Annotated in this window: 13 protein-coding genes and 1 other annotated feature; all 13 genes read right to left on the bottom strand. The window is 48.1% G+C overall.

Annotated elements, in window-relative coordinates; all coding sequences use genetic code 11:
* Positions 1–161: 161 nt before the first annotated feature.
* Positions 162–956 carry a septum site-determining protein MinD gene (gene minD / locus BLV50_RS24150; protein WP_063568120.1) on the bottom strand — a complete coding sequence of 265 codons (795 nt, stop codon included), beginning with the start codon at positions 954–956 and terminating at the stop codon, positions 162–164.
* Positions 957–959: 3 nt separating this feature from the next.
* The gene (minC, locus tag BLV50_RS24155) at positions 960–1622 is read right to left on the bottom strand and encodes a septum site-determining protein MinC (RefSeq protein ID WP_063568119.1); all 663 of its coding nucleotides are present in this window, start codon (positions 1620–1622) and stop codon (positions 960–962) included.
* Between the two features lie 74 nt (positions 1623–1696).
* Positions 1697–2230, bottom strand: coding sequence for a rod shape-determining protein MreD (locus tag BLV50_RS24160; protein ID WP_063568118.1), 534 nt, complete (start codon positions 2228–2230; stop codon positions 1697–1699).
* Positions 2230–3102 carry a rod shape-determining protein MreC gene (gene mreC / locus BLV50_RS24165; RefSeq protein WP_090810417.1) on the bottom strand — a complete coding sequence of 291 codons (873 nt, stop codon included), beginning with the start codon at positions 3100–3102 and terminating at the stop codon, positions 2230–2232. Before mreC ends, BLV50_RS24160 begins: the two co-directional genes overlap by 1 nt.
* A 188-nt stretch (positions 3103–3290) precedes the next feature.
* Positions 3291–4325: a rod shape-determining protein gene (locus tag BLV50_RS24170; RefSeq protein WP_063568116.1), complete on the bottom strand. Its 1035-nt coding sequence runs from the start codon at positions 4323–4325 to the stop codon at positions 3291–3293.
* Between the two features lie 194 nt (positions 4326–4519).
* Complete coding sequence (radC, locus tag BLV50_RS24175; RefSeq protein WP_063568115.1) at positions 4520–5209, bottom strand: RadC family protein; 690 nt, start codon at positions 5207–5209, stop codon at positions 4520–4522.
* 35 nt (positions 5210–5244) lie between these two features.
* A complete protein-coding gene (locus tag BLV50_RS24180) occupies positions 5245–5856 on the bottom strand; it encodes a Maf family protein (RefSeq protein ID WP_090810419.1) in 612 nt (203 codons plus the stop codon).
* A 92-nt stretch (positions 5857–5948) separates the two neighbouring features.
* Positions 5949–6191 carry a DUF4321 domain-containing protein gene (locus BLV50_RS24185; protein WP_024633972.1) on the bottom strand — a complete coding sequence of 81 codons (243 nt, stop codon included), beginning with the start codon at positions 6189–6191 and terminating at the stop codon, positions 5949–5951.
* Between the two features lie 145 nt (positions 6192–6336).
* Entirely contained in the window at positions 6337–7536 is a 1200-nt protein-coding gene (locus tag BLV50_RS24190) for an SPOR domain-containing protein (protein WP_177031247.1), read from the bottom strand.
* Between the two features lie 120 nt (positions 7537–7656).
* A complete protein-coding gene (murC, locus tag BLV50_RS24195) occupies positions 7657–8976 on the bottom strand; it encodes a UDP-N-acetylmuramate--L-alanine ligase (RefSeq protein ID WP_063568112.1) in 1320 nt (439 codons plus the stop codon).
* Positions 8977–9032: 56 nt separating this feature from the next.
* The gene (locus tag BLV50_RS24200) at positions 9033–10409 is read right to left on the bottom strand and encodes a bifunctional folylpolyglutamate synthase/dihydrofolate synthase (RefSeq protein ID WP_090810423.1); all 1377 of its coding nucleotides are present in this window, start codon (positions 10407–10409) and stop codon (positions 9033–9035) included.
* Positions 10410–10486: 77 nt separating this feature from the next.
* On the bottom strand, positions 10487–13153 hold the full coding sequence (locus tag BLV50_RS24205) for a valine--tRNA ligase (protein WP_090810425.1): 2667 nt from the start codon (positions 13151–13153) through the stop codon (positions 10487–10489).
* A gap of 58 nt (positions 13154–13211) precedes the next feature.
* Positions 13212–13491: a binding site (T-box leader), on the bottom strand.
* 158 nt (positions 13492–13649) lie between these two features.
* Positions 13650–15122 carry a LysM peptidoglycan-binding domain-containing protein gene (locus BLV50_RS24210; RefSeq protein ID WP_090810427.1) on the bottom strand — a complete coding sequence of 491 codons (1473 nt, stop codon included), beginning with the start codon at positions 15120–15122 and terminating at the stop codon, positions 13650–13652.
* Between the last annotated feature and the right edge of the window lie 96 nt (positions 15123–15218).

Consider the following 15218-nt stretch of genomic DNA (forward strand, 5'->3'; position numbering starts at 1 on the left):
GCTTCGGCTGGAAGCAAAAATAACCCCACACCGTGGAGTCCTCCTGTGAAGTACATATCCTGTTCTATACAAGTCGCCTTTAATCAAAGGCTCCATAATAATCAAAAAGCCGGGCTTGAGGGCCACGGCTGTCATACATAAATGTGATAAGGAAGAGCCAGTTAACCCATTCCAAAAAACTTCTTAAAACGTGTGAAAGCACCCTTTTTTTGCTCCAATTGCATCAGAGGAACGGTATCTCCCAGAATACGACGGGCAATATTTCGATAGGCAATGGCCGCAAGTGAATCCGGATTCATTACTGTGGGCTCTCCCGAGTTGGCTGCCTTGATGACAAGTTCATCATCAGGAACGATCCCGATCAGATCAATATTAAGCACTTGCAAAATGCCGTCAATGTCGAGCATGTCGCCTGATTTGACCATATTGTTACGGATACGGTTCACAACCAATTTTGGCGATTTAATGTGCGAACTCTCCAGCAAACCAATGACACGGTCCGCATCACGCACAGCCGCATTTTCTGGTGTAGTGACCACAATGGCCTGGTCAGCTCCTGCAACCGCATTTTTGAACCCCTGCTCAATTCCGGCTGGACAATCAATAATGACGTATTCAAAATCTTTTTTTAGTTCGAGAATAATATCCTTCACCTGTTCTGGTGACACAGAGTTCTTATCTCTCGTTTGTGCTGCAGGCAGCATATATAATTCTTCAAAACGTTTATCTTTGACCAAAGCCTGATTCAGTCGGCAGCGGCCGTCTGCAACGTCGCACAGATCATAAATGATCCGGTTTTCGAGTCCCATCACGACATCCAGATTGCGAAGGCCGATATCGGTATCTACCAGACAAACCTTTTTGCCGAGCAGCGCCAGCGCTGTCCCGATGTTTGCCGAGGTGGTTGTTTTACCCACGCCGCCTTTACCCGAAGTGATCACGATCGCCTCTCCCATGAGCTACACTCCTTTAAACACATTAAAATCTCGGCGCAACCGAACGATATTGCTCATCTTGTCGATCTGCATCTGATTGTCCTGTAAATAAGCAAATTCCATTCCGGTCTCTCGGCTCTCCCACTCATCGGGAGGACGGCTGATGATGTCAGCGATCCGCAGCTGCGTTGGTGCAAACACCGAAGCAGCAATGATCGAGTCTTCGTCCCCACCAATTCCAGCGTGAGCCATGCCTCTGAGTGAACCCAAAACATATATATCTCCGGTACACGTTACTGTGCCCCCCGGATTGATATCACCAAGAAACAGTAGATTCCCTTCATGATGAAGCACCTGACCCGAACGTACCATACCACACATGGTTACAATCGGCGGCGGCCCTTTAACCTCTGGTTTAAGGGCCGGTGAGTCAATGGAACGAATGAGCAAATTCCCTTTTTGTTTCAATATATCAAGAACTGCTTCTTTCTGGTCCTCCGTCACTTCGCGGCTGCCCAGTTTGATATCCACATGAACAATCGGTCCGGTTAAAATATTTTGATGGCTGTGTTCCAGCTTATAGCGGAGCTCGTAGAGCAATTCCTCGAATTCACATTGATCGTCCAACAGGAAAACCAGGCCGTCTCGGATGCCTTTAATCGTTACGTGATTCGATTTTACCGTCATAAGCCTGTCCCTCCCATCTCATTACATTTCGTGCCCGGGTCCCCAAGTTCCTGCTTCTCACTCCATAAAATGTATCAAGAAGCTTCTTGTGCTTTGCTCTTTCTCTTACCAATCCGCTCCAGTTGTTTCCGAAGAGGAACATAAATGATCAGCGCGAACACAAAATGAATGAACAAATTGGGAATCATGTATTCAAGCAATGCCCAGTCAAATGTCACATGATTGAGTTGGAAGAGCTTGTACAGAAAGAATAACATGGTGTCATTCAGCAGACTTCCCAAAAGGACGACGGAAACCATAACCGGCAGTGGTGCACGCGGCGCTTGAAAAATAAGTCCCATCATATATGCCGATAATCCCATCGAGAATCCGTATGGTCCAATCATTTCGCCGTAGAATACGACATCGTGCAAGAGTCCAAATAATATGCCAAGCACCAACGCCGTGTGCCGATGATGATATACAGCAATAAACAAAATCACGATGTAGACCAGGTTGGCAGAAATACGCATTTGCCAGGCCGAAGGAATGAGCAGCGGAAGGATCGTTCCCTCAACAATGAACAAAACGAACAGTAACAGGAATAAGACTTGCTTGCGCGTTACCATTATTCTTTTACCTCAGGTGGGATAATCACAATCAGCTCTTTCCAGTCCAGAAAGCTTGCATATGGCTTAATAATCGCAGTCCGTGTCAAACCATATTCCCCAACTTCAACCTTCTCCACTTTTCCAATACGCATGTACTTCGGAAAATTGTTGATAATCCCGGAGGAGATGATTTCATCACCCTTTTTGATATCTGAATCTTCCGAGATCTTGGTCATTTTGAGCATGCCGGTCTTTGGATCATAACTCTCGATCATACCAAACACTTTTTCTTTACCAACCGCTGTAGCTGCAATGGCGTTGGATGTTGGATCATTGGCGTCCATGGATGTTAACAGATTAACCGTTGACGTATATGAACTGACATGACTGACAACCCCAACCAGCCCCTCTTGCGAAGTAACAGCCATTCCAGCCTTGATTCCCGCATTTTCACCAATATCGATATTAATCGTTCTGCTGTTCGGGTCAGAGTTAGCACTGATGACTTGAGCAATTCGTGAACCGTAGTTATACCGATTTTTTTGTTCCTCTGTAAAATTGAGAGCTTTCTGGAGCTGTTCATTCACCTGCTCCATATCATTGTATTTCAGCCGATCTCGGGTATAGTGACCCATTGCAATGCGAAGCTCTTCATTTTCTTGATATACCGTACGCATGTTCGCCAAATCTTTGAAAAAGCCCGCTACAGAAGAAGCGGGCTTGTAAAATACGTATTGTACAAATCCGACTGAATCCTTCAGGAATTTCTCCGGCCAGGATAGAGCGGTTCGCGGACCGAGCGTAAAGCCCATTAACGCGATAAATGTAACAAGGCCCACCAGCAAAACAAAAAGTCTTTTGTTACCCAGCAGTTTAAACAGTTCGACCACCCTCTAACATCCATTATTCTCTTCCGAGCCATGCCCGGCGGGGAGACTGTCAGACTTATAGTCCCATCGAGAATATCAGTCGATTCTCCCCGGGTATGCGGGTAATAGCTCTCCCGGGGTTAACCGGGTCCTCTTCGTTGATATCATGCCCCTTGGTCGATAAACGAGCCAAGCATAGCATATATCAATTAACGTTTGGAACGAACTGCCGAACTGCTTCTGCTCTTGAACAAATGAATATTCTCAAGCGCTTTACCTGTTCCGATTGCAACGCAATCAAGCGGGTTCTCTGCTACGATAACAGGCATTCCTGTCTCACCAGCAAGCAGCTTGTCCAGATTGCGAAGCAATGCGCCGCCACCTGTGAGAACAATACCACGGTCCATAATATCTGCTGCCAACTCAGGAGGACATTTCTCCAATGTTACTTTTACAGCTTCAACAATGGCATTCACCGTATCCGCCAGAGCTTCGCTGATTTCATCCGAAGTAATCGTAATCGTCTTCGGCAGGCCTGTAACGAGGTCGCGTCCACGAATTTCCATTGTTTCCACTTGCTCAAGCGGCATAGCTGATCCGATATCCATTTTCAACTGCTCCGATGTACGTTCACCGATCATCAGATTATACTGGCGTTTAATGTATTGAATCACGGATTCGTCCATCTCGTCACCCGCTACACGAACCGAACGACTTGTTACAATACCGCCAAGAGAGATGACAGCCACTTCCGTTGTACCGCCACCAATATCGACAACCATACTACCCGTTGGTTCCCATACAGGCAGATCTGCACCAATGGCAGCTGCAAAAGGCTCTTCAATCGTATAGGCTTCACGTGCTCCAGCCTGTTTGGTTGCATCTTCAACCGCGCGTTGTTCTACTGCAGTAATCCCGGATGGTACACATACCATCACGTTCGGATGACGTTGGAACATGGAGCGTTGTTTCTGCGCCTCACGGATGAAATATTTGATCATCGTTGCCGTTGTATCGAAATCGGCAATAACGCCATCTTTCATTGGACGAATGGCACGAATGTTACCTGGTGTACGTCCAATCATTTTTTTGGCGGCTTCACCTACTGCCTCGATAGTTTTTGTATCTGTCCGTATAGCGACAACCGAAGGTTCGCGCACCACAATTCCTTTTCCACGTACATAAACCAGCGTATTCGCTGTCCCCAAATCAATACCCAAATCTTTCGTAAAACCACCAAACATGACGTAATCTCCTTTTCTGCCTCATATAGCCGCCCCAGTAAATCAAGAGCATTTCATTTTCATTACCACCATAATGGTGGAGCTAATATTCGCATTTGTTTTGTGTTGCATTGTTTTGCATTTGTAAAGTGAACCTATCTTCTACGGACAACGCCGTCAACATTCATAGGAAAACATCAACGCCAACCATTATATTATACTAAGCCCTTCTCCTTCAAACTTACGTACGTTCCATCTCCGATAATAATGTGATCCAGCACGTCTATGCCTACAATTTCGCCGGCTTCGATCAGTCTTTTGGTTATTTGGATGTCCTCTGGACTAGGCGTAGGATCACCACTGGGATGGTTGTGTGCGCACACAATAGAGGCGCTGCTACATTTGATGGCAGCCCGGAACACTTCACGCGGATGAACAATCGAAGCGTTAAGGCTACCCATGGAGAGTGTTTCCTGGGCAATAATGTGGTTTTTGCTATTCAGGAAAAGACACACAAAGTGTTCTTTCTGCAAGTAACGCAATTGTTCGGTAAGGATATCGGCCGCATCACGTGGGGTACGAATTGAAGTTGACTGTGTAAGTCTGCTCTTCGCAATCCGATGACCAAGCTCAATGCTAGCTTTCAGCTGTACAGCCTTGGCCATGCCGATACCCTTCATCGCAGTCAGTTCTTCCAGGCTCAAATCCATCAACGAGCGAATTCCACCCGCTTCAGTCAGAATCCGCTGTGCCATATGCACTGCGGATTCCTGTCTTGTACCTGTTCGAAGTAAGATCGCCAGCAATTCAGCATGGCTTAAGGCGCCCGCCCCATATTCCATCATGCGTTCTCTCGGGCGTTCTTCCTGGGGGATGTCGCGCATCATATATTGAGGCGACTCCATATGTTCCCTCTTTTCAGATCGTCAATTGCGGAAATTCATATACGTGGCAATACATGTACGCCGAATCCATCCAGCATGTCGCTTAGCAAGGACAACGGTAGGCCCACCACATTGAAATAACATCCTTCAACACGTTCTATCAATGAAGCACCAATGCCCTGAATGGCATATGATCCCGCCTTGTCCGAAGGCTCTCCAGTCTGAACATACGCACGAATCGTAGCTTCAGACAGTTCCTTCATCGTTACATTAGTCTGTCGATATTGAACCATGGATTGTCCATTACTTGCATCGATACAAGCTACTCCCGTGAAAACACGGTGTACACGCCCCTGTAGACGAGATAACATTCGTTCAGCGTCCGCTTCGTCTACGGGTTTACCAAGAATATCACCATCCAGAACGACAACAGTGTCACTACCAACAATAACAGCATCCTGTTCGCGACCTTCCAGCCCGCGATAAACGGCAAGCGCCTTACGCATCGCAAGCTCCTGTACCGTCTGTTCAGGAGTCCATTCCGGCGGTGTATCTTCATCGGCGTGACTTGGTATTACTTCAAAAGCTAGATGGAGTGATGCGATCAGTTCTTTACGCCGCGGCGAAGTGGAAGCCAGAATAATACGACGCTGTTGTGTTTTATCCAAAATAACCGGCCCCTTAAGCTACGGCGACATCCTGTCGGATCACGCTAGTAGATATCATTTTTTTAGTTTCTTCGTCAAAATTCGTCATTCTCCTATAACCTGCGATACAGCCATACAGCAGCAATAATACCGATCAGACTCAGGAGGCTCATTTGAAATTGAAGTGAAATATCATAACTGATAATATCCAGATCAGCCTGCGGCGACCAACGAATGGTCGTGGCTTTCGTTAGAAAGGCAACGGCCTTTACAGGCTGCAGTGCCTTGGCGATCCACGCACCGGCTAGCCAGCCGAGCAGCAGAAACAGCAATAACATGCCGAAGTTTTTTTTCATCGGTGATCTTCCCTCGCCATTTTTTGACACCCACATTATTATACGGGGTTTTGTACGTCAATACAAACACAAATCCGGCAAGGGGAACTATTTCCAGTTCCTTGCCGGATAGGTATTTCAAGGCTGTGTTATGGGAAAGCGGTGATTACTGTTTTATCGCTTCAAGCCATTTTTTTTGTTGTAATACATATTCCATCAGATCGGACTGTACAGACCACATATGCACATTAGCCGGATTTTTGTTGTATTCAGCAAGTGCGTTTACCGCACTGTTCATTGATTTCTCCATCGCCGATACATAGGGTTGCACGTCTGCACTCAGGCCTGGTGTAATACTATTCAACCCGATCAGCCAGAGCTGATGCTGGTTCTGTAATGAGGTCATCGTTTCGGTTGAGACGGCTTCTGGAACAGACTGACCAAGTTGCTGAATCGAGAGGGTAGACAGTTGATCAACCAAAGCAGATCCACTTGCGAAGAATTGCTGCACATCCTCTGCTTTTCCGCCGAATACTGCCGGGTTCACCTCTGGGTTGACGATTTCCTTGACGTACAGCTCCACACCTTCGGCCTTAAGCCTTGAGCTGAGCAGCTTGGCCTCCTCACGGTCAGCCGAAATGCCAGCATACACCCGATTACCATCCTCCGGGTCGGAGCCTGCGGCAATGCCTGCCTGGGACAGTTCCACCTTCGCCTGTTCAGCGCGTTCAGGAGAACTGAATACACCATATTGCAGGGCATAATAGCTGCCGCCTGTAGTTGTTGCCTGGAGCTGCTGTTCCGAACCTGCCACTCCCTGCTGACCTGTTACGGCCGATACCGCCTGATTGGCGGGGATCTTGCTGCCAGGATCTACGGCCCCTTCACGATTAAAAAAAGAAAGAATTACCATGCCGAAGAGGGCCCCGGTCACAAGCGCACCCGTTACTGAACCAATCATTTTCCAGCCCCTTGGGGGACGATTTCGCTTATAAGAGTAGTTTTCACTATCTGCAAGCCAATCATGACCTCCATAATTCTCGTCCGATCTGTTCTCGTCCTCATCTCCCGGATACGCAGTAAGATGATTATAATTGTATCCAGGCTCATCAAGTTTCGAATCCTTGTCCGTTCTTTGGTAAGGTTCAGGTACAGTGGAGCCTGTCAGTATCGTCTCTCCCCAGTCACCGGGAATATCCTCTGGTGTCCATGAAGGCGTTGAATTCAACCGCGTTGGTGTTGGCGTTGGACTGTGCGGAATTTCTTCACTCAAAGCTGCAAATGTGCTGGATGTGGGTATCCCCTTGTTTTCAGGCTTGTCCGACTCGTTATCCCCAAAGCGAAACGTCATTCTAGCATTGCTCACCCCGTACCCTCTCCTTTGTCCCATTTATAACAGCTATATGCGGAGAGAATTAGAAACATTCCATTTCATGCAAAAAAACCGCCTGCTTCGAAATGAAGTCAGACGGTTTTACGATTGTAATTATTTCAACCCTTTGGCAAGTGTATCGCCAACTTTCCAGATATCACCTGCACCCATCGTGAGCACAAGATCGCCTGGCTGAAGACGGTTCTGCAGATCTGCAACAACTTCTTCCTTTGTCGGAAGATAACGCGCAGAAGCATTACTGTTTTGAACAATGAGTTCAACCAGCCTAGCCGAGTGAACACCTTCAATCTGTTTTTCGCCCGCAGGGGAATAGATATCGGTAATGAGAACCTCATCTGCTTCTGCAAAGGCACGACTGAACGCATCAAGCAGGAAGAACGTACGTGTGTAACGCTGTGGTTGGAATACCGCAATGATACGTTTCCCTGTTGCTTTGGCCGCACTGATTGTAGCCTCAATCTCGGTCGGGTGATGAGCATAATCATCAATAATCAGCATATCACGCGCCTCACCCAGCACCTGGAATCTGCGTTTCGCTCCATGGAACTGGATAATGGCGGCTGTAATTTTCTCAAATGGAATACCTGCTTCCAGACAGGTAATAACCGTAGCCATCGCATTATAAACGTTATGTTTACCTGGAACTGACAACTCCACCTTACCCAACACATTGCCCTGATGGCTCATCGTAAAGGAAATTCGGCGGTCGCCAAGCACGATATCTGTTGCTGTATAATCAGCAGCATAATCAATGCCGTATGTGGTCACCCGTGATTTCAGCTCCGGTAAAATGGCTTGAACATTCTCGTCGTCAGCACATACAATGGCCGTGCCTTCTGGACGAATCTGACTCAGGAACTGCACATAAGCCTTTTTGAGTTCTTCAAAATCACTGTTATAGTTCTCAAGGTGATCCGCTTCAATATTAGTCACAATACCGAGCCAAGGGTGATACTGCAAAAATGAACCGTCGCTCTCGTCCGCCTCTGCAACAACCCAGTCGCCTTGGCCTGCCTTGGCGTTGGTCCCCACGTTCATGATTTCCCCGCCAATGATGTATGTCGGGTCTGTATCACATTTATCCATAACGAGTGCAATCATGGATGACGTGGTTGTTTTGCCATGAGCCCCGGCTACAGCCACACCTTTGCGCTCGTTCAGCAAACGCGCGAGCATCTGGGCGCGATGCAGAATCGGGATGTTCAGCTTTTCAGCTGCTACCCGTTCCACATTATCAGCTGGAGCTGCCGTGGAGTAGACAACTAGGTCTGCCCCGTTTACATGCTCTGCCGTATGTCCGATATATATTTTCGCTCCCTTGGCTGCCAGCTTCTCGGTCAACTCCTGTGAAGCGACATCCGATCCGGTAACGGTGTATCCCATCTCAAGCATAACTCTCGCGATGGCACTCATGCCATATCCGCCAATCCCTATAAAATGAACGTGTTCCGATGTATTTAACAAAACTTTCACCAACCTTTTTCAGAATCGGTTTGATGCAAAAGGGCTGCCCGCACATCTGCAATCAGGTACAATGTGCCGGACACCACCCCCAGATCTTCCGCTTCCGTCCGTGACTTCAATAGATCAAGTGCCTTTACCCATTCGGGCTCGACGATGATTTCCAGCTCCGGTTTCGCAATGGCGGGACGTACCCGTTCGACGATCTGCAGCAATTCGGCTGCATCCATTTTGCGTCGGAAATCTGGCTCGGTCAGGATCAGCGTATCCACTAGTGGCAGTATATGCTGCAAATACGCTTCGTGATGCTTATTCGCCAGCATGCCCATCATCAAAATTAACTTGTTGTGAGGATATACGTCGATAATGCTCTTGGCCAGCGATTCGGCCCCCTCCGGATTATGCGCTCCATCCAGAACAATGCGGGGCTGATCAACCACTTTCTCGAACCGTCCTGCCCAGAAGGCATGTTCCAGTCCAAGTGCAATATCTTCATCATCCAGCATAAATGCCATGTATTGGCGAAGCAACTCTAGTACCATAAGTGCGCCCGCTGCATTGTCGCATTGATGTACGCCCTGCATGCGAATACGAGCGTCCAGATCACGGAACGGTCCTGTAAAATGAAAAGATTGTCCGTTCTCATCACTGTCCAGTCTATGATAGGAGAAACGATCTCCCGCCAGATACACGGTTGAACGCAGCCGCTCTGCCGTCTCCTGGATCACCTTCACAGCCTCTGGCTGCGTGGCACAGGTAACAACGGGTACCCCCGCCTTAATAATACCCGCCTTCTCTCCAGCAATCGCCTCAATCGTATCTCCCAGTACATCCGTATGGTCCATACCGATATTGGTAATGACCGATACCACGGGTGTAACAATATTCGTTACGTCCATCCTTCCCCCGAGCCCTGTCTCCCATACTACAATGTCAGGGTAGCACTCTTCCGCATAATACAGAAGGGCGATTGCTGTAGATACCTCAAACATCGTAGGTGATCCAAGGGGAGTTGAAGCCATCTCTTGAACCAATGGATACAGGCGGTTTGAGATTTTGAGCAAAATTTCTTCCGGGATATCCTCACCGTTGTACTGAAAACGGTTTGTGAATTTGGTGATATAAGGGGACGTAAACGTTCCAACATCATATCCCGCCTGAAGAAGCACTGACGTCAAAAAAGCGCAAGTCGAACCTTTGCCGTTCGTTCCCGCGACATGAATAAATTTGAGACGCTGGTGAGGATTACCCAGCAATGACATCAATCCCTCGATTCGTTCCAATCCAGGTCGGATGCCAAAAGGAATAAGGCCATTGATCCAGTTCACGGCCTCGTCATAGGTAAGTAAAGGAGATGCTATTTCTGTCCCGTTAAGTTCCGTCATATGATTCACCTTTGGTTTGAGTTTGGTTGAAAAAAGCGGCCGGATGGCGCAGAAGCACTCCATCCGACCCGAATATATTAACCTTTCAGTTCCTTGATTCGTGCAATCACCTTATCCCGTTTATCGGAATAATCAGCTTGCTTGGCGCGCTCTTCCTCAATAACCTTGGCAGGAGCCTTGGCAACAAAGCCTTCGTTCGCCAGCTTTTTCTCCACACGGAGTACTTCGCCCTCAAGGTTCTGCAACTCTTTCTCCAGACGAGCCACTTCCTGATCAATATCAATAAGACCCGCCAGCGGCAAGTACAGCTCAGCCCCAGTAATGACTGCAGTCATTGCTTTATCCGGTGAACTCAGATCCAAGCCGCTGTCGAACTCGGACGTATTACAGAAACGTTTGATGTAATGGCTGTTGCGTTCAATGATGCTGGATGTCTCTGCGTTGTTCGCTTTCACCATCAATTCAATTTTCTTGCTCATTGGTACGTTTACTTCTGCACGGATGTTTCGTACTGCACGAATGGTATCCATAAGCAGGTTCATCTCGGCAACCGCTTCTGGGTTCTCCAGTGCAGGGTCATACACAGGCCAGGAAGCCAACGTAATCGTTTCGCCTTCATGCGGCAGATGCTGCCAGATCTCTTCCGAAATGTACGGCATGAACGGATGAATCAGGCGCATAGTCTGATCCAGCACATAAGCAAGAACCGATTGTGTTTTCTTCTTGGCAACCGGATCTTCCCCATAGAAGGACAACTTCGCAAATTCAATATACCAGTCACACAGGTCATCCCAAATAAAGTTATACAGCAAACGGCCTGTTTCTCCAAATTCATATGCTTCGATTAGACGCGTAATATCACGAGAAGTTTCGTTCAGGCGGTGCAAAATCCAGTAATCCGCTGTTCCAAGGTCTCCACTAATATCACGATCTTCATAGGTGAACCCTTCCAGATTCATCAAAGCGAAGCGCGATGCATTCCAGATTTTATTGGCAAAGTTACGAGCCTGTTCAACCCGCTCCCAGCGGAAACGGAGATCCTGACCCGGAGTACTACTTGTAGAGATCATGTAACGCATTGCATCCGCACCATATTTCTCAATCACATCCAACGGATCAACACCATTGCCTAGCGATTTGGACATCTTGCGTCCGTCTGCATCACGAACAAGACCGTGCATCAGCACATCCTTGAACGGAACCTCTTCCGTGAACTCCAGAGCGGTAAAGATCATACGCGCCACCCAGAAATAAATAATGTCATACCCTGTTACGAGTACACTTGTCGGGTAATAACGTTTCAGATCTTCCGTGTTTTCCGGCCAGCCTAAAGTAGAGAACGGCCATAATGCGGAGCTGAACCATGTATCCAGAACATCTTCATCCTGTCTCAGCTTGCGTCCAGCGTATTCTGGCAATGTTGTCGGATCTTCAGCAGATACAATAACTTCTCCAGTCTCCTCGTCGTACCAGGCAGGAATACGATGACCCCACCACAATTGACGAGAGATACACCAGTCACGAACATTCTCGATCCAGTTCAGATACGTTTTCTCAAAACGATCCGGAACAAAATGAACCCCTTCACCGCTTTGTTGCTTCTCAATCGCTTTCTCCGCGAGCGGCTTCATCTCAACAAACCACTGTGTCGACAAATACGGCTCAACGACAGCTCCTGTACGTTCGCTGTGTCCAACCTGATGCGTATGATCCTCAATGTTGATCAATACGCCCTGTTCTTGCAGGTCTGCAACAATCTGCTTCCGGCAGTCACTGCGATCCAGTCCCTGATATTTGCCTGCTTCGGCATTCATCGTACCCGTCTCATCCATCACCGTAATCTGTGGCAGATCATGACGAAGGCCCACTTCGAAGTCATTCGGATCATGAGCAGGCGTTATTTTCACGGCGCCGCTTCCGAAATCTTTATCTACGTACTCATCTGCAATAACCGGAATTTCGCGTCCGATAATAGGCAGAACAAGCACCTTGCCAATCATGTCTGCGTAACGTTCATCCTTAGGATGAACTGCAACTGCCGTATCTCCCAACATCGTTTCCGGGCGAGTTGTCGCTACTGTGACATACCCACTTCCGTCTTTGAGCGGATAACGCAGATGGTACAAGTGACCCTGAACTTCTTTATATTCAACCTCGATGTCGGACAGTGCAGTCCGATTCACCGGGTCCCAGTTAATAATTCGTTTGCCTCGATAAATGAGGCCTTTTTCATACAGTTGAACAAACACTTTACGCACAGCCTGGGATAGACCTTCATCCAGTGTAAAACGTTCACGCGAGTAATCGAGCGACAAGCCCATCTTGCCCCATTGCTGACGAATGGTCGTTGCGTATTGCTCTTTCCAGTCCCATACCTTCTCCAAGAACTTTTCGCGTCCCAGATCATAACGAGTCTGACCTTCTTCACGCAATTTCTGCTCTACTTTGGTTTGGGTAGCAATACCTGCATGGTCAGAACCCGGCAGCCACAGTGCATCATAGCCCTGCATCCGCTTGGTACGAATCAGAATGTCCTGCAGTGTGAAATCGAGCGCATGCCCGATATGGAGCATTCCGGTTACGTTCGGGGGTGGGATTACAATCGTATAAGGTTCAGCATCTTTACGCTGGCCTGCTTTGAAATATCCATTTTCCATCCAAGTGGAATACCATTTTTGTTCCGCAGCTTTCGGATCATATGTGGTTGGCATTTCTGTTGCAGCTGAATTTTTTTGTTCAGACATGTGTCATTCCTCCGTTACTTATTCATCATCGCCAAAAAACAAAAAAACCTTTCATCCATCAAAGGACGAAAGGTTAGCTTTCGCGGTACCACCTTTGTTTCACGCAGATAGAAAGGTAGACTACCCCTTCTGAACTTACGTGACACTTCAAGCAGATAACGGCTGCGACCGGCCCATCCTACCTTAGGAATGAATGATACTAAAGTTACTCATCCCTTGTATTCAAACAGGCAACTCCCGGGCGACTTCGATCAGTTGGTTCCTACGGAATTTCCCAGCGCTACAATCCCGCTCTCTGAAAGGTCATACTGTCTACTACTCCCGATCCACGTTGTTCTTCAAAAAACCTAAACACATCATACCCTGCCCGTGCCCGATAGTCAACCTGACAACAGCGGAAAAAGCGCGCTGCAATGCAGGTTGAGGGCTGACAAAGCAAAAACCCGCCATCCTCAAGGGATCACGGGTCGAAATGGTCATTAAACCAGCCTACAGGTTAAGGGATATATAGAATCTGTCCTTCTTCCACAACCTGTTCGGACAAACGATTATACAACTGGAGCTCTCGGGTACTTAACTGATATCGGTCTGCAATGGTATCGAGCGTCTCTTCACGCTGTACAATGCATAACTTCACCTTACGGAACGGGGTCTGATCGACAATTGTGCCGAGAAACAGGTTCTTCCACTCTACATCATCAGGCGGGTATGCTTCTTGCTGCTGGACTCCAGCAAGTGCCTCTTGCTCCCGTTCAGCCTCCGCCTCCCGTGTCACCCTGCCAGAGGATAACAAGGAGGAGATGCCTACGCCCTCTTCCTGTTTGGGTGCGGATTCTCTCTTGCTGCCAAAAGCAACCTTAAGCTCCGGCTTGTCTTCCGTCTCAGCCACAGGTTCAGGGATAAAAGATTCTTTTTCAGCAGGCTCATTCGTCTCCACCGCTTCAAGAGGAGGTGTGTTTTCCTCCGAAATTTCCGGTTCAGATGCTGCGAAGACATCCTGCCAGTTCTCTGACTGCGAACCTGCCGGAACATTTGCAACCGTCTGATCCTCCTGCTTTGGTTCAGATCGGGCAGATTCAAAATGCCATACGTCCGGCGCTGCCTGTTCATCCGAAGGCTGCAGATCCAGTTTGGAATCGGTCTGCTCCGAATTCCTTAGGTTCGTATGTAAGGTCTCGACGGAAGGCTCGGACCAGACAGACGACTCTTCAGCCAGAGGAAGCAAAGGCTCAGATTCAGGGTAAGAAGCCAACCTGTCGGCTGTCTCCGCTAAAAAAGACGAAACGGGAGAAGGCGTATCGGACAACACATCCGCTTGCGCTTCATCCTCCTTGTCCCTCAAGGACGAGGACTCTTCGTTTTCAGCTATTTTGCTTTGCTCCGCATTCCCATCCCCTTGCTGCCAGGATTGAAACGGTTCGGAAGCAGCTTGAAATAGATGTTCCTGCTGTAACTCCTCTTCGCTCCGTTGAAGCAGATACTCCTGAGCAAACACATTGGGATAGCTGCCTGTCTGCTCTGTTTCAGCAGAACGGTCGCCCTGCTGAGGGTCGGGCGAATGTACAACGGTAAACTCATCTGCTGACCAGACCTGCGGTTCCTCCACCGGAAAGCCCTCGATACCGCGAAGCGACAATACGCCAGTAATGTTCAGACTTCGGTTGGATAACAAATCGACATCAAAATTTTCGATCTCAATGGAAATATCCTCAAGCGATCTTACCCGGTTCAGGGGTACCGTGATCTCCACCGGAATAAAATGTTTGAGTTCTTCCGAGATCTCGTTCTCTCCCCGATACGCACCTGTTAGCAAAAGATGGCCTCGCAATGTTGCATGATCATCCTGACCTATCACCTGAATGCGGGGATATAACTCAATTTCCTCCAGTTCCTCAATTGCAGGAACTCCCTCTGACAAATGAACGCGCTCATAAATATCGAACCGTAAACCATAAGGTTGATTCAACAAAGGTGGCGTCCTCCTTTCGGCATATGTTCACCATGATCCTTCTCATGGGACTGATCCATGGTCCAAATCCTTCGTTACCCCATCTATATGCCTTGA

Source organism: Paenibacillus sp. 276b, from assembly GCF_900107875.1.
GTDB lineage: Bacteria > Bacillota > Bacilli > Paenibacillales > Paenibacillaceae > Paenibacillus > Paenibacillus marchantiae.